Genomic DNA, 24,244 nt, shown 5'->3' on the forward strand with positions numbered 1-24,244 from the left:
TCAGCGTCGGGCCAACGTCGGCAGACCCAGCACGACCGGTCCGCGCGGGGCGCCCGTGCCGCAGGAGTCTCCAGAACCGCCGTGGCTGTGCTCCTCGCCAGTGCGTCGGCGGTTCCACGCGTCGCCCGCAGCCGTGCGACGGACCTCGAACGTCCCGCCCAGCACCGCGGAGTCGGCCACCAGGTGGTACGGCGCGGCGTGGGTCACCGTCACTGTCACCAGGTCCCCCGGGCGCGGGGCGTCGGCCGTCGCCGGCGGGACCGCGAGGTGGACCAGGCGGTTGTCGGCGGCGCGGCCCGTGACCCGGTGCGTCGACCCGTCCTTGCGCCCCTCGGTCTCCGCGACGAGCACCTGGACAGTGCGACCGACCTGTGCCTGGTTCTCCTCGTGCGAGATTCGGTCCTGCAGGGCCGTCAGACGAAGGAACCTCTCCTGCACGACGGCCTTGGGCAGCTGGCCGGGCAGGTCGAACGCGGCGGTACCGGGACGCGGTGAGTACTGGAACGTGAAGGCGGAGGAGAACCGCGAGGCCTCGACCACACGAAGGGTCTCGGCGAAGTCCTCCTCGGTCTCTCCCGGGAAGCCGACGATGATGTCGGTGGTGATCGCCGCCTCCGGCATCGCGGCGCGCACGCGGTCGAGGATGCCGAGGAACTTGTCCGAGCGGTACGAGCGGCGCATGGCCCGCAGGATCCGGTCGGAGCCCGACTGCAGCGGCATGTGCAGCTGCGGCATGACGGTCGGCGTCTGCGCCATCGCGGCGATGACGTCGTCCGTGAACGCGGCGGGGTGCGGCGACGTGAAGCGCACCCGCTCGAGGCCCTCGATCGCGCCAGCGGCGCGGAGCAGCTTGGCGAACGCGCTGCGGTCCCCGAACTCGACCCCGTAGGAGTTGACGTTCTGGCCGAGCAGCGTCACCTCGATCGCGCCCTGCGACACGAGCGCCTGAACCTCCGCGAGGATCTCCCCCGGCCGGCGGTCCCGCTCCTTGCCGCGCAGGTGCGGGACGATGCAGAACGTGCACGTGTTGTTGCAGCCGACGCTGATGGACACCCATCCCGCGTAGACCGACTCGCGTCGCGTGGGCAGCGTGCTGGGGAAGACCTTGAGCGACTCCTCGATCTCGACCTGAGCCGCGGCGTTGTGCCGCGCGCGCTCCAGCAGGACCGGTAGGACGTCCAGGTTGTGCGTGCCGAACACGACGTCGACCCACGGCGCCCGTTCGACGATGCCGGCGCGGTCCTTCTGCGCCAGGCAGCCGCCGACCGCGATCTGCATGCCGGGCCGCGCCCGCTTGGAGGCGGCGAGCCGGCCGAGGTTCCCGTAGAGCTTGTCGGCCGCGTTCTCGCGGACCGCGCACGTGTTGATGACGATGACGTCCGCGTCCTCCGCAGCCGCCTGCACCGGGCTCGCAGCCACGTACCCGGCCTGCTCCAGCATCCCCGCCATGTGCTCGGAGTCGTGCACGTTCATCTGGCAGCCGAGCGTCTTGACCAGATAGGTGCGCGCGGCGTCGTCCGGCGCGGACGGGCGCAGCTCGGGCAGGGCGGCAGGCAAGGACGTGGACATCACCGTCAAGGGTACGGCCGCCCGCCCTGAGCCCCTCACCTGGGGTCTTGCTTGACGGCTACGTTGCCGAACCGTGACCGGTTCTGTTCGCCAGATCGGGCAATCCCCCCGTAGGTTCGTCCAATGGTGGACATCTCGGCCGCACCGCCCGCCCCGACCGACACGACCTCCGACGCTCTCGTGGAGCTCCGCGGCGTCGACAAGCACTTCGGCGCCCTGCATGTCCTGCAGCACATCGACCTGACCGTGCGTCGCGGCGAGGTCGTCGTCATCATCGGGCCATCCGGGAGCGGGAAGTCGACGCTCTGCCGCACGATCAACCGGCTGGAGACCATCGACTCGGGCACCATCGCTCTGGACGGCGTGCCGCTTCCGGCCGAGGGCCGCGCGCTCGCCCGGCTCCGGGCGGACGTCGGGATGGTCTTCCAGTCGTTCAACCTCTTCGCGCACATGACCGTCCTGCAGAACGTCGTGCTGGGCCAGGTCAAGGCCAAGGGCGTCAAGCCGTCGGCGGCCAAGAAGATCGCCATCGACCTGCTCGACCGTGTCGGTGTGCGGGACCAGGCGGACAAGCTCCCCGCGCAGCTCTCCGGCGGTCAGCAGCAGCGCGTCGCCATCGCCCGCGCGCTCGCCATGCAGCCGAAGGTCATGCTCTTCGACGAGCCGACGTCCGCGCTGGACCCCGAGATGATCAACGAGGTGCTCGACGTCATGGTCGGCCTCGCCCGGGACGGCATGACGATGATCGTCGTCACCCACGAGATGGGCTTCGCCCGCAAGGCCGCGAACCGGGTCGTGTTCATGGACGGCGGCCAGATCGTCGAGGAAGCGGACCCCGAGACCTTCTTCACCGCACCGAAGAGCGACCGCGCCCGGGACTTCCTGTCGAAGATCCTGACCCACTGAGCCGAGACCGCCCAGACCCCACCGGACCGAACCGACACTGCACACCACACGAAGGGGACACACCATGCGCACAGGACGACTGGTAGTGGCGCTCGCCGCCGCAGCCACGCTGACGCTCGCCGGCTGTTCGAGCGACGGCGGGGACGACGCCGACGCCGACGCCGGCGCGACGAGCGAGGAGACGGAGGAGACCGGCGGTGCCGAGGGCACGATCAAGATCGGCATCAAGTTCGACCAGCCCGGCCTGGGATACCAGGACGGCAGCGAGTACACCGGGTTCGACGTCGACGTCGCCAAGTTCGTGGCCGGCGAGCTGGGATACGGCGAGGACCAGATCGAGTGGGTCCAGGCACCGTCCGCGCAGCGCGAGACCCTGCTGCAGAACGGCCAGGTCGACATGATCTTCGCGACCTACTCGATCAACGACAAGCGCAAGGAGGTCGTCTCCTTCGGCGGACCGTACTTCGTCGCCGGCCAGGACCTCCTGGTCGCCGCCGACGATGACACGATCAACGGCCCGGAGGACCTCGAGGGCAAGAACCTCTGCTCCGTCACCGGCTCCACGTCCGCGCAGCGCATCAAGGACGAGTACGCCGCCGGCACCAACCTGCTCGAGCAGCCCGGGTACGCCGAGTGCGTCACCGCGCTGACGGCCGGGACGGTCGACGCGGTCACGACGGACGACATCATCCTGGCCGGTCTCGCGGCCGTGCCCGCGAACGAGGGCAAGGTCAAGGTTGTCGGCAAGCCGTTCTCCGAGGAGAACTACGGCGTCGGCATCCCGAAGGACAGCGAGCAGTGCGAGGCCATCAACGAGGCCATCACCAAGATGATCGAGGACGGCACGTGGGAGGAGCTGCTGGACAAGAACGTCGGCGCCTCCGGCTACGTGGCGAACGAGGAGCTCAACCCTCCGACCCCCGCCGCCTGCGCCTGACCCGCTGACGGACAGGGGGCTCGCGCATTGCGCGCGGGCCCCCTGTCCCTCCGAGAGCCCTCCGAGAGCAAGGAGCGTCGGTGGACGACGGCTTCCTCCAGCAGTACCTGTCGCTGTTCGACGAGTTCGACGTGCTCGCCGCGTTCTGGGTCAACATCCAGCTGACGTTCTTCGCGGGGATCCTCGCGCTGATCCTCGGGACGCTCCTCGCGACCATGCGGATCTCGCCGGTGCCGAGCCTGCGCTGGGCGGGCTCGACCTACGTCACGCTCCTGCGCAACACCCCGCTGACGATCATCATGGTCTTCTGCGTGCTCGGGCTCTGGGGGCAGCTGGGCATCACGCTCTCCCCCGACTTCACGACCAACTTCTTCCGCCTCGCCGTCGTCGGGCTGACCGTCTACCACGCCGCGTTCGTGTGCGAGGCGCTGAGATCCGGCGTCAACACCGTTCCGGTCGGTCAGGCCGAGGCCGCCCGCGCCATCGGCCTGTCGTTCTGGCCCGCGGCGCGACTGGTCATCCTCCCGCAGGCGTTCCGCGGCTCCGTCGCCCCGTTGGGCAACGTGCTCATCGCGCTGACCAAGAACTCGACGGTGGCCGCCGCCGCGTCCGTCGCCGAGGCCTCCAGCCTCATGCGCACGATGATCGAGTTCAGGCCGGACGTGATCGTCGCCATCTTCCTCACCTTCGCCCTCGGCTTCGTCCTCATCGTCGTGCCGATCGGCCTGGCGACCACCTCATTCTCGCGACGACTGACGGTGGCCCGATGAGCACCCTGTTCGACGTCCCCGGTCCCGTCGCCCGCCGACGCATGGTGTGGGTCAACATCGCCGCCACCATCGTCGTCGTCGGCATCGCTGTGTGGGTGCTGCTCCGCCTCAACGCCAAGGGCCAGCTCGACGCCGCCCTGTGGAAGCCCTTCCTGACGGCCAGCCCCTGGGTCGACTACTTGATCCCCGGACTGGTCGAGACCCTCAAGGCCGCCGGCATCTCCATCGTGACCGCCGCTGTGTTCGGCTTCGTGTTCGGGCTCGGCCGGCTCTCGCCGTCCCGGGCGGTGCGTGGCGTCAGCGGCACGATCGTCGAGTTCTTCCGAGCCGTCCCCGTGCTGCTCATGATGATCTTCTTCTACCTCGGCCTCGGGAAGCTCCAGATCCTCGATCCGTCCGACGTCCCCCTGGTTGCCGTCGTCCTCGGCCTGACGTTCTACAACGGCTCCGTGTTCGCCGAGCTCGTCCGCTCCGGGGTGCACGGGCTGCCCCGCGGTCAGCGGGAGGCGGCACTGGCTGTCGGCCTGCGCGGGGGCCAGTCGTTGCGGCTGGTCGAGGTCCCGCAGGCTCTCATCGCGATGCTCCCCGCCATCGCCAGCCAGCTGGTCGTCATCCTCAAGGACACAGCGCTCGGCCTGATCGTCACCTACCCCGAGCTGCTGGACGCGGCGCGGCGGTTCGGCTCCGGCAACGGCAACATCCTGCAGGCACTGGTCGTCGCGGCGCTGGTCTTCATCGTCATCAACTACGCGCTGACCCGGTTGGCCGACCAGCTCGCCGGCCGCGTCGGCAAGCGCACCGCGGGCAAGCCGCGCACCGAGGCGCCGAGCCTGGTCGTGGCGACCGGGAAGGACTAATCAGCCGGCGGTCGCGCTCGCGCGCATCTCGCGCACGACCGTCACCGTGATCTCGCCCGGGTACGCCAGATCGGCCTCGATGTGGCGGGCGATCGCGACCGCCAGCTGCGGCAGCGCGTAGTCGTCGACCTCGGACGGCTCCACGATCACGCGGACCTCACGGCCCGCAGACATGGCCAGGGCTCGTCGCACCCCGGCATGCGCAGCGACGAGCTGCTCGAGCTTGTCGATGCGCTCGACGTACTGACCCAGCTCCTCACGGCGCGCACCGGGCCGGGAGGCGGATATCGCGTCCGCGACCTGCACCAGCACGGCCTCGACCGTCTCCGGTGCCACCTCGTCGTGGTGCGCGGCGATCGCGTTGACCACCTGGGCAGACTCTCCGTGCCGGCGGGCGAGGTCCGCACCGAGCGCGGCATGCGTGCCCTGCAGCTCCGCCGTCAGGGTCTTTCCGACGTCGTGCAGGAACGCACCACGGCGGGTGACCTCGACGTCCGCGCCGATCTCCGCGGCGAGGGCAGCGGCGAGCTGTGCGGACTCCACGAGATGCTCCAGCACGTTCTGCCCGTAGGACGTGCGCAGGCGCAACCGCCCCAGCGTGCGGACGAGCGTCGGGTGCAGCCTGCTCACCCCGGCTCGCTCGGCGGCGTCGTGTCCTGCGGAGTCGGTGCGGTCGTCAGCGCCGGCGAGCGCCTCGGCGTAGGCCTGCTCGATCCGCTGGGGGTGGATGCGACCGTCCGCCATGAGGGCCTCGAGGGCGACCTGGGCAACCTCGCGGCGCTCGGTGTCGAAGCACGAGAGGACCACCGCGTCGGGCTGGTCGTCGACGAGGACGTTCACACCTGTCAGCGCCTCGAAGGACCGGATGTTGCGGCCCTCCTTGCCGATGATCCGACCTTTCATCTCGTCGGACGGGAGCGGAAGGACGGTGAGCGGTGACTGCGTGCTCGTCGGCACGGCGAGCCGCTGGACGGCTGTGGTGACGATGCGCCGCGCCCGGGCGTCCGCGGTCCGGCGCGCCTGGGCTTCGGCGCGTCGGACCTGTGCGGCCGCGTCGTTCTGCGCCTGCTCGACGATCCGACGGGTCAGCTCCGTGCGGGCGTCGTCCGCGGTGAGGCCGGTGACGGTCTCGAGCTCCACGAGTGCGGCTCGCTCCGCCGCCGCCGCCCGCTCCGCTGCCGTGCGTTCCGACTCCTCCAGGACCCGTGTGCTCGCTCGGCGGGCCTCCGCGGCGGCATCGGCTTCGGCGCGCGCCCGGCGTTCGAGCTCGTCGATCTCGATCCGCTTCGTCGCGGCGGACTGCTCGCGCTCGACCAGGCGCTTCTCACGCAGCTCGACGTCCTCGCGCATCGCGCGCGCCGCGTCCTTGATGGAGGCGACGTCCGCCTCTGCTCGGGAACGGTGCTGGGCGGCCTCCCGACGGGCGACGAGGACGAGCACGAGGGCCACGAGGCAGGCGCCGAGCAGCCCGACGATCGTGCCGGTGGCGCCTGCGTCCACAACGTCCTCCTGGTCCGACCGCACGCCGCGCACCGGTGCCGGTGCGGGGGTTGCGGCCATTGTCGCGCACACGCACCGCCGTTCGGCACACCGCCACCTCCGGGGTCACCCGGTGTGTCTGCTCCGTCCCGGACGGTCGCGTTGCTGGGTGTGGCCGAGCCGCCCGGGTGGTCACGCCTCCCGCTGTGTCCGAGCCGACCCGGACGGTCGCGGCTCGCGGGGTGTCTGAGCCGCCCGGACGGTCACTGATCCGCGTCGAACCCGTCCAGGTCGCTGCTGGCTGTCGATTCCTGCGCAGCGAGCTCCTCGCGGACGAGCCGAGCCACGAGCCCCGGTGGGTATCCCCTGCGCCCGAGCGCTGCGAACGTCCGTCGCGACCGCGTCAGCGCATCCAGTCCCGACGTCGAGGCGAGCTTGCGCCGGACGAGCATCCGCGCTGCCGACTCCTCGTCGTCCGCGTCGACCTGCTCCAGCGCCTCGCTGGCCAGCTCGTCGTCGATCCCGCGGCGGCGGAGCTCGACGGCGATGGCCCGGCGCGAGAGCCCGCGCTCCGCGTGCCGCGTCCGGACGACCATCCGGGCGTACTCGGCGTCGTCGATCAGCCCGACCTCGGTGAACCGGTCGAGCACCCGCTGCGCGACCTCATCGGGAACGTCCTTGCGCGCCATCGCCTCAGCAAGCTGCGCCCGGCTGCGCGGCGCGGAGGTCAGGAGGCGCAGCGCGATCGCTCGCGCCACGGACTCCTGGTCCGGCTCGGCGTCCTGCGCAGCCGCGCCCGTCGAGGGCGGTTCGGTCCCGAACCGCCCTCGACGTCGAGTACTGCTAGTCATCCGACTGCTCAGAAGTCCACGGTCGGCACGGCGTCGGCGGGCGCGTCGACCCGTGCTCCGATACCGAGCTTCTCCTTGATCTTCTTGTCCAGCTCGATGGCCAGGTCCGGGTTGTCCCGGAGGAAGCTGCGGGCGTTCTCCTTGCCCTGACCCAGCTGGTCGCCCTCGTACGTGTACCAGGCACCGGACTTGCGCACGAAGCCGTGCTCCACGCCCATGTCGATGAGGCTGCCCTCGCGGGAGATACCGACCCCGTAGAGGATGTCGAACTCCGCCTGCTTGAAGGGCGGCGCCATCTTGTTCTTGACGATCTTCACGCGGGTCCGGTTGCCGACGGCCTCCGTGCCCTCCTTGAGGGTCTCGATGCGGCGGATGTCCAGGCGCACCGACGCGTAGAACTTGAGCGCCTTGCCACCGGTGGTCGTCTCGGGCGACCCGAACATCACGCCGATCTTCTCGCGGAGCTGGTTGATGAAGATGGCCGTGGTGCCGGACGAGTTGAGCGCACCGGTGATCTTGCGCAGCGCCTGGGACATGAGCCGGGCCTGGAGGCCGACGTGGCTGTCACCCATCTCGCCCTCGATCTCGGCCTTGGGCACGAGCGCGGCGACCGAGTCGACGACGATGACGTCGATGGCACCGGAGCGGATCAGCATGTCCATGATCTCGAGCGCCTGCTCACCGGTGTCCGGCTGGGAGACGAGGAGCGCGTCGGTGTCGACGCCGAGCTTCTTGGCGTACTCCGGGTCCAGCGCGTGCTCCGCGTCGATGAAGGCGGCGATGCCGCCGGCCTTCTGCGCGTTGGCGACCGCGTGCAGCGCGAGCGTGGTCTTGCCGGAGGACTCCGGGCCGTAGATCTCGACGACCCTGCCGCGCGGCAGCCCGCCGATGCCGAGCGCGACGTCCAGGGCGATGGAGCCGGTGGGGATGACCTCGACCGGGGCGCGGCCGTCGTCCCCGAGCCGCATGATCGACCCCTTGCCGAACTGGCGGTCGATCTGGCTGAGCGCGGCCTCCAGGGCCTTCTCGCGATCCTTCGGTGCGGGCATGTCGACCTCGTCTGTCTCGAGCAGCGTCTGCTGCGGGTACGGGGGCTGGTCTTGTTGCGAGCGACGCTATGTCCGACCACCGACATCCCGACCGCACCGCCCTCGTCCCCGGGATCCGGCTGCTGCCGGCGGGGCTGTGGGCGGGTCGGTCGTGCACCCGCATCCACCAGCCTAGCCGAACAGGTGTTCGATGTATGCGACACGCCGTCAGCGTGTCGGGGCCAGCTCGATCTGCTCCCCCGGCTGCACCACGTGCACCGTGAGGGACGGCGCGACCCGGGCGGCGGCGTGCGCGAACGCGGGTCCCGCGCGGTCCATCCAGCCCGGCGGGAGCCGTCGCGACACCGGGGCGTGCAGCGTCCCCCAGTGCACCGGGACGGCAGCCCGCGCACCCACGCTCACGCACGCCCGCGCGGCCTGGACCGCGTCCATGTGCCCCCCGGACAACCGCGGGCCCCACCCGCCCACGGGCACCAGCGCGAGGTCGATCGGGCCGCCCGCGAGCGTCGGGATGTCCACCATCGCCGCGAACGGCGCGGTGTCCCCTGCGAACCAGACCCGGAACGACTCCGTCGCGATCAGGAACCCGTGCGTCGCGTTGGGCCGGTGCGGCATCGGACGGTGGGCGTGCACCGCCGGCACCATCCGTAGTCGCACGTCGGAGCCGGGTACCTGCCACCACTGCGCGTCCAGGAGACCCGCGGCCGCGTCGATGCCCCGGCTCCGCAGCCACCGGGCGTTGGCGGGGGCGGTCAGCACCGGGATGTCCTCGAGCAGCCGCAGCGAGCCGAGCTCGGCGTGGTCGTGGTGCAGGTGCGACAGCAGCACCGCGCCGGCACCCTGCCAGTCCTCCGGACGCGGTGCGGCGCCCCGACGGCGCAGCAGCCCGGCGTGCCGCAGCAGCAGCGGGTCCGTGAGCAGCCGGACGCCGTCGACGTCGAGCACCGTGCTCGCGTGACCCAGCCAGCGCAGCCGCAGGGTCATGGCCGCAGACCGGCGGCGTCCGCCCAGCGGACCAGCTGCTCGTGCACCATCTCGGCGCCCACCAGGATCTCGTCGTCACCGACGGGCTCGCGCAGCTCGTCGGCCATCTCCCACCGGGTGGGGTGCAGCAGGAACGCGTGGTTCTGCGCACCTCCGATTCCGCCGTGCGACCCGACCTGGCCCTCGAAGGCGTGCACGTGGCCGCGGTCGGTGACGGTCGAGATGAGCAGCAGGTCGCCCGTGTGCGGGAGCCGCGCCGCACGCACGAGGTCCGCGTGCCCGCGCGGACCGTACGGCAGCAGGGGGTCCTCGCCCTCGGGCACCGCGCCCTCCTGCTCCAGCAGGACGAGGCCGCGAGGACCGATCGCGACGAGGCCCTGCTCCTCCGTGTCGACCACGACGACGCCGACGCCCGGCCGTTCCGCGAGCCCGGTCACGAGACCGGGCCAGCGCTCCTGGAAGTCCTCGAGCGTCAACCGGTGCGGCACCTGCGGGAACCAGACGAGCCCCAGGTTCCCCGAGCCCACCGTGACCACGTCCGGCAGGTCCCCCGCCGCGGCGGGCTGCTTGGGGCGCCCCTGGTCGGGACCGAGGACAGCAGAGCCGCGGGAGAGGTTCAGTGCGCTGTTGACCAGTGCGTTGAGCAGACCCCAGTCCTCCCCCGTGTCGCTCTTGACGCCGTCGGCGGCCGGCTCTGCCATGAGCACGCGCACCGAGTCGAGCAACGTCTCGCCCCCGAGCTGCTCGTAGGTGGCACCGAGCGCCTGGCCGTGGTCGGAGACCACGACGATCTCGTAGCCACGCGGCGCGACGGCGACGACCCGTTCGAGCGTGCCGAGCACCCGGTCCAGGCCTTCCAGCGACCGGAGCGACTCGGGGCGTGTCGGTCCCGCGTGGTGCGCGATCTCGTCGTAGTCCACGAGGTCGACGTAGATGGTGGGAGCACCGCGCAGCAGCGCCTCCGCCACCAGGGAGGTGTTCAGGTCCCGCAGGAGCACGTTGGTGATCCCCCGCAGCACCACGTACCAGCCGCCGCGGGAGATGCGCGGCTGCACGTCACGGATCCGCTGGCGGTGCGCCTGGTAGAGCTCCTTGAGCATCTCTCCCACGGACACGCTCACGGCGCGGGCCAGCACGAACGGGCTCGCGAAGAAGCGCACGTACGCCGGCCCCGGGCCGAGGCCTCCGTCGGGACCCTTGGTGCGCGACCTGCTCATCACCACGAAGGCGGTCTCGGCGTCGCCGGAGAACATCGTCGAGACGGCCGTCCCTCCGCCCGCGAGCAGTCCCTTGCCCGTGGTCAGGCGCTGCTCGACGAGCGCAGCGTCCTCGGGGTGGTTGGTCACCACGAGCCGCCCGAGGTCCCGGTCCCACCAGCGGAACGCGGGGATCTGCGACGAGTCGCCGTGCAGCAGGCCGGCCTGGCTCGCGGGCGTCGTCGACGGGATCCGGGCCCACCAGTCCTCGAGCGTGTGGCTGCCCGTGCTCAGCCACCGCTGGATGTTCGGCGCGAGCCCCGCCTCGATGGCCTCCCGCAGGACGGGCGCGGCGACGCCGTCCAGCTGCACGACGAGCATCCCGCCGGGACGCGGCTCCCCCGCCGACGGTGCGCGGACGCCCTCGCGGCGGGCCTGCCGGCGCGCGCGCCGGACCAGGTCCGAGACCACGTAGTCGCTGTTGCTGGCGCCGATCAGCCAACGCCCGATCGCCATGACGATCGCCGTGACCACGAGGACGCCGAGGACGGCCCACAGGGTGTCCGCGTCGATGCCGGGGACGAGCGACAGCGCGAGCCACAGCACGGCCACCTGCGCGAGCAGCCCCAGGCCGAGAGCCAGAGCGGCACTGCCTCGCCGCGCCAGGAACCGCAGCGGCGCCCGCAGCAGCAGGTCCCCGGCGGCCACCACTGCGGCAGCGAACACGATCGCCGCGGGCGAGTCGGAGCGGATTCCGTCGATCACTGCGACGGCGACGGCGAGACCGACGGTGGTGGTGAGGAGGGTCAGCACCGCCTCGCCGATGTCACGCAGCGTGGGCATCCAGGACGGCGTACGCGGTCCGGTGGAGGGTGTCATCGGTGGTCTCTCCTAGGCCCGTGGTGGCGCCGGGCGGCGGGCGTCGGCGCCCCAGCGGGCGTTCTCCGGGATCTCGAGCTCGTCGCAGAGCGCGTGCCAGACGGTCCGCGGCTCGACGTTGTCGTCGAGGGCCTGCATCGCGGTGCGCTGGTCGAGCCCTCGCAGCACGAGCTCACGCGTGAGCTCCCGGCCGTGCGCGCTGCCGAGGACCTCGTCCACCAGCAGCCAGAACTCTCGTAACCTCACGGTGACAGCCTGCCACTCTCCAGGGGGCGCGGGTGTCGGTGGCGGCCGACACAATGGCCGGGTGGTGCTCGAGCGCTTCTCCGACCCGACCAGGTCCTGGTTCACGGGGGCGTTCGCCGAGCCCACGACCGCACAGCTGGGCGCGTGGACCGCGATCTCCAGCGGGGAGCACGCGCTCGTCGTCGCCCCCACCGGGTCAGGCAAGACGCTCGCCGCGTTCCTCTGGGCGCTCGACGGCCTGCTGACCGGCCAGCGGCCCGACGACCCTGTCGAGCGCTGCCGCGTCGTGTACGTCTCGCCGCTCAAGGCGCTCGCCACGGACGTCGAGCGGAACCTGCGCTCGCCGCTGGTCGGCATCCGGCAGGCGGCCACCCGGCTGGGGCTGGAGCTGCCGGACGTGACGGTCGGCATCCGCACCGGCGACACCCCGCCGAACGAGCGCCGGGCCTTCGCGACGAAGCCGCCGGACATCCTCATCACCACGCCCGAGTCGCTGTACCTGGTCCTCACGTCCGGTGCCCGGGCGGGGCTCGCGGGAGTGCGCACGGTGATCGTCGACGAGATCCACGCCGTGGCCGGGACCAAGCGCGGCGCCCACCTCGCTGTCTCGCTCGAGCGGCTCGACGCCCTGCTCGACCGCCCCGGCGGTCCCGGTCCGGCGCAGCGCATCGGGCTGTCCGCCACGGTCCGGCCCGTCGACGCGGTCGCCGCGTTCCTGGGCGGCGCACGGACCCCGGAGGACCGAGGGCGTGCCGTCACGGTCGTCCAGCCGCCGTCGACCAAGAAGATCGTGGTCGACGTCGTCGTGCCCGTGCCGGACCTGTCGGACCTGCGCGGCACCGAGGTCACGCCCGACGACCTCGACCTGTCCGGCGCCGCCGCCGGACCGCTGCCCCGACCGTCGATCTGGCCGCACGTCGAGGAGCGCGTCGTCGACCTGGTCGCCGCGCACCGCTCCACGCTGGTGTTCACCAACTCCCGGCGCGGCGCGGAACGCCTCACCGCGCGGATGAACGAGGTCTGGGCCGAGCGCTCGGGCGAGGACGTCCCCGACCCCGCGACGCTGCGCGCGGCGGCGGTCCCTGCGCAGTCCGGCACGGCGGTCGGGATCGACACCCGGCACGCGGCGACCATCCTGGCGCGCGCGCACCACGGGTCGATGAGCCGCGCGGAGCGGACCCGGACGGAGTCGGAGCTCAAGGCCGGGCTGCTGCCCGCCGTGGTGGCCACCAGCTCCCTGGAGCTCGGCATCGACATGGGGGCAATCGACCTGGTGGTGCAGGTGGGGTCCCCACCGTCGGTCGCCAGCGGGCTGCAGCGCGTGGGCCGCGCCGGTCACCAGGTGGGCGCCGTGTCCCGCGGGATCGTGTTCCCGACGTTCCGGGGCGAGCTGGTGCCGGCGGCGGTCACGGCGCAGCGCATGCGGGACGGGTCGCTCGAGGCCATGCGGATCCCGCGCAACCCGCTCGACGTGCTCGCGCAGCAGATCGTGGCGATGGTCGCCGTGGAGGACTGGTCCCTCGACGAGCTCTCGGCAGTCGTCCGGCGCGCGTCCCCGTTCTCGGGGCTCGGCGAGGCGACGCTGCGCGCGGTGCTCGACATGCTCGCGGGCCGGTACCCGAGCGAGGAGTTCGCGGAGCTGCGGCCCCGGATCGTGTGGGACCGGGTGCGCGACGTGCTCAGCGGCCGACCCGGCGCGCTGCGGCTCGCGGTGACCAGCGGCGGCACCATCCCCGACCGCGGCCTGTTCGGCGTATTCCTGGCGGGCAGCGCCACCACCAGCGACGTGCCGGTCGACGCCGAGCGATCGGGCGGCACGGTCCGGGGCGGCAAGCGCGTCGGCGAGCTCGACGAGGAGATGGTCTACGAGTCGCGGGTCGGCGACATGTTCACGCTCGGCTCCAGCACGTGGCGCATCGACGACATCACGCCCGACCGCGTGCTGGTGACACCCGCACCGGGCGTGCCGGGCCGGCTGCCGTTCTGGAAGGGCGACTCGCCCGGTCGGCCGGCGGAGCTGGGTCAGGCGATGGGCGCGTGGGTGCGCGAGCTCGGCGCCCTGTCCGACGACGACGCGCGAGTGCGCGTCGAGACCGCCGGGCTGGACCCGTGGGCGGCCGACAACCTCCTGGCGTACCTGCGTGAGCAGCGCGAGGCGACCGGTGAGCTCCCGACCGACAGCGTCCTGGTGGTGGAGCGGTTCCGGGACGAGCTCGGCGACTGGCGGGTGGTCGTGCACTCCCCCTACGGGGCACGCGTGCACGCGCCGTGGGCGATCGTCATCGGCGCGCGGCTGCGCGAGCGGTACGGCGTCGACGCCGCCGCCATGCACTCGGACGACGGGATCGTCCTGCGGCTGCCGGACATGCTCGACGCCGGCGACGGCTCGATGGTCGACGATCCGTGGGCCGACTCCAGCGGACCGGCGATCGACCTGGCGGACCTCCTGGTCGATCCCGACGAGGTGCTCGACTCGGTCAAGGCCGAGCTCGGCTCGTCGGCCATGTTCGGTGCCCGGTTCCGCGAGGCCGCGAGCCGCGCCCTGCTGCTCCCGCGCCGCCGGCCGGACCGCCGCCAGCCGCTGTGGCAGCAGCGCCAGCGGTCCGCGCAGCTGCTGTCCGTCGCGTCCGAGTACCCCGACTTCCCGATCCTGCTCGAGGCCGTCCGCGAGTGTCTCCAGGACGACTTCGACACCGAGGCGCTCACCACGCTCATGCGGGACGTCGTCGCGCGCCGGGTCCGCGTCGTCGAGGTCACCACGACCCAGCCCTCGCCCTTCGCGCAGTCCCTGCTGTTCGGCTACACGGCGCAGTTCCTCTACGACGGTGACGCCCCGCTCGCCGAGCGTCGCGCCGCTGCCCTGACGCTCGACCCGACCCTGCTGGCCGAGCTGCTCGGCCAGGGCGGTGAGTCCCAGCTGGCCGACCTGCTCGACCCCGAGGCGGTCGTGCGCACCGAGGCAGAGCTGAGCGGACGCGCGCCCGAGCGGCAGGCCGGCACGCTCGAGCAGCTGGCCGACGCCGTGCGGCGGCACGGTCCGCTCACCGTGTCGGAGGTCGCCGAGCGGACGAAGCCCGAGGCGCGCGACCAGGTCCCGGGCTGGCTGGTCGAGCTCGAGAGTGCGCGTCGTCTGATCCGCATCCGGCTGGGCGGGGTGCTGCCCGAGCGTGCGGAGCAGTGGGCGGCGATCGAGGATGCCGGTCGGCTGCGGGACGCGCTGGGTGTCGCGCTGCCCGTCGGCGTGCCCGAGGTGTTCACCGAGGTCGTGCCGGATCCCGTGGGCGATCTCCTGCGCCGGTACGCCCGGACGCACGGGCCGTTCACGGCCGCCCAGGCCGCTGCACGCTACGGCTGGGGGGTCGCCGTCGTGACGGAGACCCTGCGCCGGCTCGAGGGCCGTGGCGTGCTCGTGCAGGGTCGGCTGCGCCCGGACGTGCTCGGAGGCACCGGCGACGAGTTCTGCGACGCCGATGTGCTGCGGACGCTGCGCCGCCGGTCGCTCGCCGCGCTGCGGGCCGAGGTGGAGCCGGTCGATCCGCAGGCGCTCGGCGTCTTCCTGCCGCGCTGGCAGGGTGTGCAGCCCGTCGGTCGGACGGGGCGGACCTCCGCGACCGGCACCCTGCGCGGTGTGGACGGCGTCGCGCGGGTGGTCGAGCAGCTGGCCGGGGCCGTCATGCCGGCGTCGGCGCTCGAGACCCATGTCCTGCCCGCCCGCGTCATCGACTACAGCCCCGCGATGCTCGACGAGCTGACCTCCGCGGGTGAGGTGGTCTGGGCGGGGCACGGAGCGCTCGCCGGGCACGATGGGCTGGTCTCGATGCACCCCACCGCAGTCGCAGACCTCACGCTTAGGGCCGCTGAGGCGGCCCCGGACACACCGCTGCACGACGCCCTGCTGGAGGCGCTCGGCGGTGGCGGCGCCTGGTTCCTCGGCGCACTCACGGAACGGGTCCGCGAGCTGCGCCCGGACGACGCCTCGCCGAGCCAGGCGGACGTGTCCGCCGCCGTGTGGGACCTCGTCTGGACCGGGCACGTGACGAACGACGGGCTCGCCCCGCTGCGCGCGTGGCTGGGCAGCGGGAGCACGGCACACCGGACGCGCGCCGCCGCGCCACGCGGCCGTGCCCTGCGCCCGCGGCTCGGCCTGCGCGCCGCCGTCCAGCTGGCCGGGGACCCGAGGAGCCGCGCGACAGCGCTGGGACGAGGGCTGAACGGTGCCGCGAGCGGCGGGCGGTGGTCGTTGCTGCCCGGACGCGAGCCGGACCCGACGCTGCGCGCGCACGCGCTGGCCGCCCAGCTACTGGACCGGCACGGGATCCTCACCCGGGCCGTCGCTCCTGCGGAGGGCATCGGCGCCCGGTTCACCGACGTGTACCGCGTGCTGTCCGCGCTGGAGCAGGGTGGGCAGGTCCGGCGCGGCTACTTCGTGGAACGCCTCGGCGGCTCGCAGTTCGCGCTGCCGGGCGCGGTCGACCGGCTGCGCGTCGACGCCCAGGTGGTCGAGCGGTCCGCCGACCAGGACGGGCCGACCGACCTCCAGGTCGTCGTCCTCGCCGCGACCGACCCCGCCAACCCCTATGGCGCGTCACTGCCGTGGCCGGTCGCGGGCCCCGACCCGACGGACGCCGGAGCGGGGCGGCACCGGCCCGGCCGGAAGGCCGGCGCCCTGGTGGTGCTCGTCGACGGCGCGCTGGTCCTGTACCTGGAACGCGGCGGGCGGACCGTCCTGTCGTTCACCGCCGACGACTCCGTCCTGGCGGCGGCCGCGGACGGGCTCGCGACGACCGCCCGCACCCGCCACACCGGCCGCCTCACGATCCAGCGCGTCGACGGGGTCGAGGTCCTCGCCGGAGCCCTGCACGGCGCGCTCGGGCAGGCGTTCGTGGCAGCCGGGTTCGCGGCGACGCCCCGAGGCCTGCGCCTGCGGGGTCAGTCGTGAGCGCGCGTGCCTGAAGGGGACGTCCTGCGCCGGACCGCCGACCGGTTCGAGCTGGCGATCGGCGGACGGGTGTTGGTCCGCTCCGACCTGCGCTGGCCGACCGCCGCGACAGTCGACCTGGTCGGTCGCACGGTGCTGGAGACACGGTCCTACGGCAAGCACCTGCTCACGCGGTTCGACGACGGTCGCACCCTGCACACCCACCTGCGCATGGAGGGGTACTGGCGGATCGCGCGCACGGGGTCACCGGAGTCGGCCGCCCGCTCACCGCAGGTCCGTGCCGTCCTGGCGACCGCGGAGTGGACGACGGTCGGGTACCACCTGGGCATGCTCGACGTGGTGCGCACCCGCGACGAGCACTCCCTCATCGGCCACCTCGGGCCGGACCTGCTCGGCGAGACCGTCGACCTCGACGACGCGCTGCGACGCTGGACCGCTCGCGGGTCGACGCCGGTCGCGGAGGTGCTGCTCGACCAGACGGTCGTCGCGGGCATCGGCACCATCTTCGCGGCGGAGTCGTTGTTCGCGGAGCGGCTGTGGCCGTGGACGCCCGCCGACCACGTCGCGGACCCCGCGCAGCTGCTGGGGGTCGCGCGCCGGCAGCTCCAGCGGTCGGTCGCCGAGGGGAGGCCGCCCGGGCACGTGCACGGTCGGCTGCGTCAACCGTGCCACCGGTGCGGGACCCGGATCGCGGTCGGCCAGGCCCGCAAGCCGCCGATGGAGCGGCCGATCTTCTACTGCCCCCGCTGCCAGCAGGAGCCGACAGGCCTGTGAGCCGCCGGACATGGCAACGGTCCGCGGACAGGAGTCCACGGACCGCGCAGGAGACGTGCGGACATCGCTGCCCGTCGTCACGGGCGCTGGACAGCGACCCGTCAACCGGGACGGATGCGTCCGTCCGGTCAGTTCGAGGATGGCCGAGCCATCCGATCAGCCGATGGCGGCGAGCTCCGACCGCGACCGCGCCCATCCGGAGTCGGCGGCACCGGCCACCGACGCCGCGAGGTCCGCGGGCACCGTATCGGGGATCAGCAGACCCTCGGCGACAGCGACGCGGTCACTGACCTCGCGCAGGACGAGCGACATCGGGACGTCGAGCGCCTCGCAGATGCTGTTGAGCAGCTCCGACGACGCTTCCTTCTGACCCCGCTCCACCTCGCTCAGGTACCCGAGCGAGACACGGGCTGCCGACGACACCTCACGCAGGGTGCGCCCCTGGCGCTGTCGCGCGTCCCGCAGCACATCGCCGATCTCTCGACGGAGTACAACCATTCGGGCTCCCCCTCTCGCGTCACGTGCCACATCCACTCCGGGAGCCGGAGTCCGTCGCGGACCCGAAACCTCGGAACCCTTCACCGCTCCCGGCTGTCCCTTAGCCGGGAGGATTCCACCGTACCTTGCACCGCCGACACGCGAAGGCATGCGTCGTGCCGGAGGTCGAGTGCTCATCACGGTCGTTCCAACGACGTGACCGCTCAGAGTGTTCCCGCCCGCGGGGCGCTCCACCTACACCTGGCGGCAGATTCACCCCGGTCGACCCAGGATCTCCACCGCCAGCGCCAGGACCGCCTCCACCGATCGCGCGCGGACCTGCGCCCGGTCTCCCGCGAGCAGCAGCGACCGCACTGTCGTGCCGTCCGGTGTGCACACCGCGACGTGCACGGTGCCGGGCGGCTGCCCGTCCTGCGGGTCCGGACCGGCCACCCCCGTCGTCGCGAGCCCGACGTCCGCTCCCAGCCGCGCCCGGACGCCGCGCGCCATCGCTCCGGCGACGTCGGGATCGACCGCTCCTCGTTCGTCGAGCAGCGCACGGTCCACGTCGAGCAGCGTCGCCTTGAGGTCGGTGGCATAAGCGACAACGGCGCCCCGCAGGACGTTCGACGCCCCCGGCACGTCGACCAGGGTGGCCGAGACGAGACCTCCGGTCAGCGACTCGGCGACAGCCAGCGACCAGCCGCGAGACCCGAGAGCCGCGAGAAGGTCCGACGCGAGCGGCACGTCACAGCCCGGCGGCGGGTGGCCGGCTGGCCTCACGCCGGATCTTCAGGCCGGTCCGGGCGTAGTCGAGGCCGGTCACCACCGTCACCACCAAGGCGGCGCCCATGAAGATCATCGCGACGACCGAGACTAACGCGGGAAGCGCGTCGAGCGGGAGGAGGTAGAGGCCGATCGCCACCGACTGCAGCACGGTCTTCAGCTTGCCGCCTCGGGAGGCGGGGAGCACCACGTAGCGCAGGAGGAAGAACCGCATCGCCGTGATGCCGAGCTCGCGCACGAGGATGATCACGGTCACCCACCACGGCAGGTCACCCAGCCACGACAGGAGGACCAGGGCGGTGCCGATGAGGACCTTGTCGGCGATGGGGTCCAGCATCTTGCCGAGGTCGGTGACCTGGCCCGAACGGCGGGCGAGCCAGCCGTCGAGTCGATCCGTCGCGGCAGCGACCACGAAGAGCGCCGTCGCGATCAGTCGACCGGTCGTGGTGTGCCCGCCGTCGGCGAGGAGAGCCCAGGCGAAGAACGGCACCAGCGCGATGCGCAGCACCGTGACCACGTTCGCCAGGTTCCAGGCGGAGGGGACGGCGTCGACCACCCGGACAGCCTAGAGGGGCGCGCGAGATGCCCCGACCCACGCCGTCCGCGCCGGACGGCGTGCGCCCGTCGTCGTCCCCTCGTCAGCGGCTGATGTCGCCCGGCTGGGCGCTGCCGTACAGCCAGCCCTGGCCGTAGCGCCAACCGTTGCGGTGCAGGTACTCGGCCTGCTCCTCGTGCTCGATCCCCTCCGCGATGGTCACCATGGCGAGCTCGCGCGCCAGCGCACCCAGCGCACGGGCGACCTTGCCGGCCGTCGGGTCCTCGGGGATCCCCGAGGTGAACGACATGTCGAGCTTCACGCCCGCGACGGGCAGGTCCCGCAGGTAGGACAGCGGGGACACGCCCGTCCCGAAGTCGTCCAGCAGGATCGGCACGCCTGCCGCGGAGAGCTGCGTCAGCTCGTGCCGGATCCGGGTGCCGGAGGCGACCAGCGACGACTCGGTGAGCTCGACGACGATCCGCCCGGCCGTGAGCCGGTGCCGGGAGATCTCCGACAGCAGGGTCGTCGCGAACTCCCCGTCGCCGAGCTGGTCGGCCGACACGTTCACCGACACCCACCGCGTCCTGTCGTGGATGGAGGCGACGAACTCGACGACCCGCCGGGCGACCAGCTGACCGAGCGCGACGGACATGCCCGCCTCCTGGATGAGGCTGAGGAACGAGGCGGGCAGCAGGAGCCCCCGGTGCGGGTGCTCCCAGCGCACGAGCGCCTCGTACCCGACCACCCGGGCGTCGGCCAGGTCGACGATCGGCTGGTAGTGCACCACGAGCTGGTCCTCGTCGATCGCCGCGGCGAGCTCCCGGTGCAGGTCCGACGGTGATCCCATCGCCATCGACGCGTCGTAGACCTCGGTCCGTCCCCGACCTGCACCCTTGGCCCGGTACAGCGCGGCGTCGGCTGCTGCGAGCAGGCCGGGCGCCCCACCGTCGATCGCGTCCGGGTCGGCGAGGGCGATCCCGATGCTCGCGGCGACGGTGAGCCGTCGACGACCCACGCGGACCGGCTCCTGCAGCCCGGCGTGGATGGCGGCGGCGACCTCGAACACCGCGCGGGGGCCGTCGAGGTCCTGCACGACGACCACGAACTCGTCGCCGCCGAGCCGCGCCACGGTGCCCCGGCGTGCGGTCGCCGCGCGCAGCACGCCGGCGACGTGCACGAGCACCTCGTCGCCGGCGGCGTGGCCGTAGCGGTCGTTGATCTCCTTGAACCCGTCGAGGTCGCAGGCCAGGACCGCCACCCGGTCGACGACGCCCGGCTGCTCCAGCACCGACTGGAGCACCTCCTGGAGCAGCGTGCGGTTGGCGAGCCCGGTCAGCGGGTCGTGCATCGCCCGGTGCGTGAGCATCTCCGCCTGCAGCCGCGACTCCGTCGAGTCCCGCACCTGGACGACGAAGTGGTCCGGTGCGCCGGTCGGGGTGCGCACGAGCGCGGCGTCCAGCGCGACCCACACCTGGTGGCCGTCGGCCCGCTGGTACCGCTTCTCGAGCGAGAACCTGTGCTGGCCGCCGCCGAGCAGCCGGTCCACCTCGAGGCGCTCCGCGGGCCGGCCCTCCGGGGTGCTGAGGTCCTCCATGCGATACCCCCGCAGGGCACCGACGCTGGTGCCCAGCAGCTCGGCGAACGCCGCGTTGGCCTCCACGATCCGCCAGTCGACGTCGACGAGCGCCATGCCGATCGGAGCGTTCTCCATCGCGACCCGGAACTGCAGCTCGCTGCGGGTCAGGGCGGCCTCCACCTCCCGGCGGCCCGTCACGTCGACGAGGGTCGTGAGCACCGCCGCGGCGTCACCGTCCCCGGCCGGCACCAGCTGGCTCGACACCTGCACCATCCGTGCCTGCGTGGTGTCGGTGCCGGGGAGCGCGACACCGACCAGCTCGGAGTCGACCGTCCAGCCGGCGCGGGTCACACCTGCGCGGTGCCCCAGGACCGCCGCCGGGTTCATCGCCAGGCCCATCTCGTTCACCAGCACGACCGGCAGGTCGCCGACGGACTTGCCGACGGACGCCTTCGCGTCGACACCCAGGATCGCCGCCGCCCGCTCGGAGATGTCGAGCACGCGGCCGCCCAGCGACTGGACGAGCACGCCTTCCTTCGTCACGGCCTGGAGCGCGTCGTAGCGGTGCCGCAGCTCGCGCGACAGGTCCAGCAGGTCGTTCGCGCGCCGGACCTGCGCGCGCTGCCTTCCGAGCAGGAGGAGGACGGCGACGAGCGCCACGATCGCGACGATCGCGATCCCCGTGCTGACGACCCCCCAGGGGTCGGGAAAGTCGGTGCTCACCGACCCCCGCCGGACCAGCGTCCGGCGTCGTCCTCCTCCGCGCCGTCGAAGTAGTCGGTCGCCACCGGTGGCTCGCCCGGCAGGGCGCCGTCGGTGGTGGTGTACCGGTCCCCGTCGTCCTCGCCGGGTGCGCCCCGCAGCATCGCGAGCGTGCCCGGCAGGTCGTCGGCCTGCACCAGCACCTCGCGCGCCTTGGACCCCTCGGACGGTCCGACGATCTCGCGCGACTCCAGCAGGTCCATCAGGCGGCCCGCCTTGGCGAACCCGACGCGCAGCTTGCGCTGGAGCATGGAGGTCGACCCGAACTGCGTGGTGACCACCAGCTCCGCGGCCTGCAGCAGCAGGTCGAGGTCGTCGCCGATGTCCTCGTCCACCTGCTTCTTGACCGGCGCCGCGGCCACGTCCTCGCGGTACACCGGCTTGAGCTGCTTCTTGACGTGCTCGACGACCGAGTGGATCTCCGACTCGGACACCCAGGCGCCCTGCGTGCGCATCGGCTTGGCCGCACCCATCGGCAGGAACAGCGCGTCACCCTGGCCGATGAGCTTCTCGGCGCCGGGCTGGTCCAGCACGACCCGGGAGTCGGTCAGGGAGCTCGTCGCGAACGCGAGCCGCGACGGCACGTTCGCCTTGATGAGGCCGGTGACGACGTCAACGCTCGGGCGCTGCGTCGCCAGGACCAGGTGGATGCCGGCGGCGCGGGCCAGCTGCGTGATGCGTTGGATGGACGCCTCGACGTCGCGCGGGGCGACCATCATGAGGTCGGCGAGCTCGTCGACGACGACCAGCAGGTACGGGTAGGTCGCGATCTTGCGCTCCGAGCCCGGCAGCGGCTTGACCTTGCCCGCGCGGACCGCGGTGTTGAAGTCGTCGATGTGCTTGAACCCGAAGTTCGCCAGGTCGTCGTAGCGCGCCTCCATCTCCCGCACGACCCACTCGAGGGCCTCGGCAGCCTTCTTCGGGTTGGTGATGATCGGTGTGATGAGGTGCGGGATGCCCTCGTAGAGGGTCAGCTCGACGCGCTTGGGGTCGACGAGCACCATGCGGACCTCGTCGGGCGTCGCGCGCATGAGGATCGAGACGATCATCGAGTTGACGAAGCTCGACTTGCCCGCGCCGGTGGCACCGGCGACGAGCAGGTGGGGCATCTTGGCCAGGTTGGCGACGACGTAGCCGCCCTCGACGTCCTTGCCGACACCGATGACCATCGGGTGCTCGGTGCGCTTGGCCGCGCTGGAGCGCAGCACGTCGCCGAGCGAGACGGTCTCGCGGTCCGTGTTGGGGATCTCGATGCCGATCGCGGACTTGCCGGGGATCGGCGACAGGATCCGGACGTCCGCGCTGGCCACCGCGTAGGCGATGTTCTTGCTCAGCGCCGTGACGCGCTCGACCTTGACCGACCGGCCGAGCTCGACCTCGTACCGCGTGACCGTCGGGCCGCGCGTGAACCCGGTGACCTGGGCGTCGATCTCGAACGCCTCGAGCACGGAGGTCAGCGACTCCACGACGCGGTCGTTCGCGGCGGAGCGCACCTTGTGCGGGGCGCCCTTGGCCAGGGACTCCTCGGAGGGCAGCGTGTAGAGGACGTCTCCGCCGAGCATCGGCTGCTCACCGCGCGGGACGGGCGTCGGCTCGGGCGCGCGCAGCGGCGGCTTGGTGCTCACGACCGTCGTCGGCTCGGTGTCCGGTGACGTGTGAGATACAGAGTCGCGCTCCGCTCGTGCCTCCGCCTCGGCCTCGGCCGCCGCGACGATGGCGGCGCGCTCGAAGGCCTCGTCACCGTCGTAGGCGTCGAGCCGCGTGTCGTCGGGCTCGTCGACCCCTTCGGCGCGCTTGCGTCGCCGCCCGAGCAGCCCACGCTTGGCGGGCGGGGCCTCGATCTGGGCGACGGCCGTGTGCCCGGCGTTGATGACCAGGGGCACGTCGTCGTCGACCGGCTCGACCGGGGTCCGGGCGTTCCCGGTGAGCTTGTCGTAGACGCCGCGCAGGCGCGGGACGATCTGGTTCACGGGAGTGGCGGTGACGACGAGGATCCCGAAGAACGCGAGCAGGATCAGCAGCGCGACGGCCACACCGGGGGTGAGCAGGCTGGCCAGCGGCGTGCCGACCAGGAACCCGACGACCCCGCCTGCCTCGCGCAGCGCCGCCATGTCGTCCGTGCCGGGCAGCCCGGCGCCGATCTGCAGGAGCCCGCAGACGGCGAGGGTGATGGCGCCGATCCCGATGGCGATGCGGCCGTTGGCCTCGACACGCTCGGGGTGCCGCATGAGCCGCACGGCGAGCCCCAGCAGGACGAGGGGTACCGCGACGCCGACCTTGCCGAACGTCCCGGCCACGACGTTGTGCACCACGTCCCCGGCCGTCCCGGACAGGTCCCACCACTCGCGCGCGGCGATGACGATCGCGAGAGCCAGGAGGGTGAACGCGAGACCGTCCCGGCGGTGCGCCGGGTCGAGGTCCCGCGCGCCGTGCCCGACGCGCCGAGCGGTCCCGCCGACAAGGTGGGCGGTGCCCATGAACACGCCCTTGACGATGCGTACCGGCAGGGCCGGCCGGGGCGGGGGCGGCGCGGGCCTGCGCCCCTGCGGCCGGGAGGAGCCGCTCGACTTGCCGGACGCGCGCGACGTCGCCGGCGCACCGGAGCGGGCGCGAGGGGTGGACGTGCGAGTCGCCATGGTCCTCAAACTAGTCGGGGCCACCCGTGCCAC

18 protein-coding genes are annotated in these 24,244 nt (G+C 72.6%); 6 read left to right on the top strand and 12 right to left on the bottom strand.

Annotation, left to right across the window (positions count from 1 at the left end):
- Positions 1 to 1,569, bottom strand: a complete 1,569-nt coding sequence (gene miaB, locus ASG23_RS04770; RefSeq protein WP_056021054.1) for a tRNA (N6-isopentenyl adenosine(37)-C2)-methylthiotransferase MiaB — start codon at positions 1,567 to 1,569, stop codon at positions 1 to 3.
- 123 nt (positions 1,570 to 1,692) lie between these two features.
- On the opposite strand from miaB, the gene ASG23_RS04775 reads away from it, so the two are divergent.
- From ASG23_RS04775 to ASG23_RS04790, 4 genes are all read left to right on the top strand, one after another.
- Positions 1,693 to 2,475: an amino acid ABC transporter ATP-binding protein gene (locus ASG23_RS04775; RefSeq protein ID WP_056021056.1), complete on the top strand. Its 783-nt coding sequence runs from the start codon at positions 1,693 to 1,695 to the stop codon at positions 2,473 to 2,475.
- A 64-nt stretch (positions 2,476 to 2,539) separates the two neighbouring features.
- Positions 2,540 to 3,412, top strand: a complete 873-nt coding sequence (locus tag ASG23_RS04780) for a glutamate ABC transporter substrate-binding protein (protein ID WP_056021059.1) — start codon at positions 2,540 to 2,542, stop codon at positions 3,410 to 3,412.
- Between the two features lie 80 nt (positions 3,413 to 3,492).
- Positions 3,493 to 4,182 carry an amino acid ABC transporter permease gene (locus ASG23_RS04785; RefSeq protein WP_056021062.1) on the top strand — a complete coding sequence of 230 codons (690 nt, stop codon included), beginning with the start codon at positions 3,493 to 3,495 and terminating at the stop codon, positions 4,180 to 4,182.
- The gene (locus ASG23_RS04790) at positions 4,179 to 5,039 is read left to right on the top strand and encodes an amino acid ABC transporter permease (RefSeq protein WP_056021065.1); all 861 of its coding nucleotides are present in this window, start codon (positions 4,179 to 4,181) and stop codon (positions 5,037 to 5,039) included. The genes ASG23_RS04785 and ASG23_RS04790 overlap by 4 nt, the downstream gene beginning before the upstream one ends.
- Here the strand turns inward: ASG23_RS04790 and rny are convergent, their stop codons facing one another.
- From rny to ASG23_RS04820, 6 genes are all read right to left on the bottom strand, one after another.
- A complete protein-coding gene (gene rny / locus ASG23_RS04795) occupies positions 5,040 to 6,539 on the bottom strand; it encodes a ribonuclease Y (protein WP_056022567.1) in 1,500 nt (499 codons plus the stop codon). It abuts the gene before it with no gap.
- Between the two features lie 242 nt (positions 6,540 to 6,781).
- Entirely contained in the window at positions 6,782 to 7,369 is a 588-nt protein-coding gene (locus ASG23_RS04800; protein WP_056021068.1) for a regulatory protein RecX, read from the bottom strand.
- 8 nt (positions 7,370 to 7,377) lie between these two features.
- Positions 7,378 to 8,418: a recombinase RecA gene (recA, locus tag ASG23_RS04805; protein WP_056021071.1), complete on the bottom strand. Its 1,041-nt coding sequence runs from the start codon at positions 8,416 to 8,418 to the stop codon at positions 7,378 to 7,380.
- Between the two features lie 207 nt (positions 8,419 to 8,625).
- On the bottom strand, positions 8,626 to 9,402 hold the full coding sequence (locus ASG23_RS04810) for an MBL fold metallo-hydrolase (protein ID WP_056021073.1): 777 nt from the start codon (positions 9,400 to 9,402) through the stop codon (positions 8,626 to 8,628).
- Positions 9,399 to 11,441 (bottom strand): alkaline phosphatase family protein, encoded by a 2,043-nt coding sequence (locus ASG23_RS04815; protein ID WP_235520886.1) that lies wholly within the window; start codon positions 11,439 to 11,441, stop codon positions 9,399 to 9,401. The genes ASG23_RS04810 and ASG23_RS04815 overlap by 4 nt, the downstream gene beginning before the upstream one ends.
- A 48-nt stretch (positions 11,442 to 11,489) precedes the next feature.
- A complete protein-coding gene (locus ASG23_RS04820) occupies positions 11,490 to 11,723 on the bottom strand; it encodes a DUF3046 domain-containing protein (RefSeq protein WP_056021080.1) in 234 nt (77 codons plus the stop codon).
- 61 nt (positions 11,724 to 11,784) lie between these two features.
- Here ASG23_RS04820 and ASG23_RS04825 point away from each other — a divergent pair, with 61 nt between their 5' ends.
- Both ASG23_RS04825 and ASG23_RS04830 read left to right on the top strand, forming a co-directional pair.
- Positions 11,785 to 16,662: an ATP-dependent helicase gene (locus ASG23_RS04825; RefSeq protein WP_056021083.1), complete on the top strand. Its 4,878-nt coding sequence runs from the start codon at positions 11,785 to 11,787 to the stop codon at positions 16,660 to 16,662.
- Positions 16,663 to 16,668: 6 nt separating this feature from the next.
- Positions 16,669 to 17,436 (top strand): DNA-formamidopyrimidine glycosylase family protein, encoded by a 768-nt coding sequence (locus ASG23_RS04830; protein WP_056021085.1) that lies wholly within the window; start codon positions 16,669 to 16,671, stop codon positions 17,434 to 17,436.
- A gap of 156 nt (positions 17,437 to 17,592) precedes the next feature.
- On the opposite strand, the gene ASG23_RS04835 is transcribed toward ASG23_RS04830, so the two are convergent.
- The 5 genes from ASG23_RS04835 to ASG23_RS04855 form a co-directional block, all read right to left on the bottom strand.
- Entirely contained in the window at positions 17,593 to 17,934 is a 342-nt protein-coding gene (locus ASG23_RS04835) for a helix-turn-helix domain-containing protein (RefSeq protein WP_056021088.1), read from the bottom strand.
- A 252-nt stretch (positions 17,935 to 18,186) separates the two neighbouring features.
- Entirely contained in the window at positions 18,187 to 18,696 is a 510-nt protein-coding gene (locus ASG23_RS04840; RefSeq protein ID WP_235520888.1) for a CinA family protein, read from the bottom strand.
- A complete protein-coding gene (pgsA, locus tag ASG23_RS04845) occupies positions 18,662 to 19,255 on the bottom strand; it encodes a CDP-diacylglycerol--glycerol-3-phosphate 3-phosphatidyltransferase (RefSeq protein WP_056021094.1) in 594 nt (197 codons plus the stop codon). The genes ASG23_RS04840 and pgsA overlap by 35 nt, the downstream gene beginning before the upstream one ends.
- Positions 19,256 to 19,337: 82 nt before the next feature.
- The gene (locus tag ASG23_RS04850) at positions 19,338 to 21,536 is read right to left on the bottom strand and encodes a putative bifunctional diguanylate cyclase/phosphodiesterase (RefSeq protein WP_056021096.1); all 2,199 of its coding nucleotides are present in this window, start codon (positions 21,534 to 21,536) and stop codon (positions 19,338 to 19,340) included.
- The gene (locus ASG23_RS04855; RefSeq protein ID WP_082515831.1) at positions 21,533 to 24,211 is read right to left on the bottom strand and encodes an FtsK/SpoIIIE family DNA translocase; all 2,679 of its coding nucleotides are present in this window, start codon (positions 24,209 to 24,211) and stop codon (positions 21,533 to 21,535) included. The genes ASG23_RS04850 and ASG23_RS04855 overlap by 4 nt, the downstream gene beginning before the upstream one ends.
- Positions 24,212 to 24,244 lie beyond the last annotated feature (33 nt).

Origin of the sequence: Cellulomonas sp. Leaf395 (assembly GCF_001424125.1) — a bacterium.
Taxonomy (GTDB): Bacteria; Actinomycetota; Actinomycetes; order Actinomycetales; family Cellulomonadaceae; genus Cellulomonas.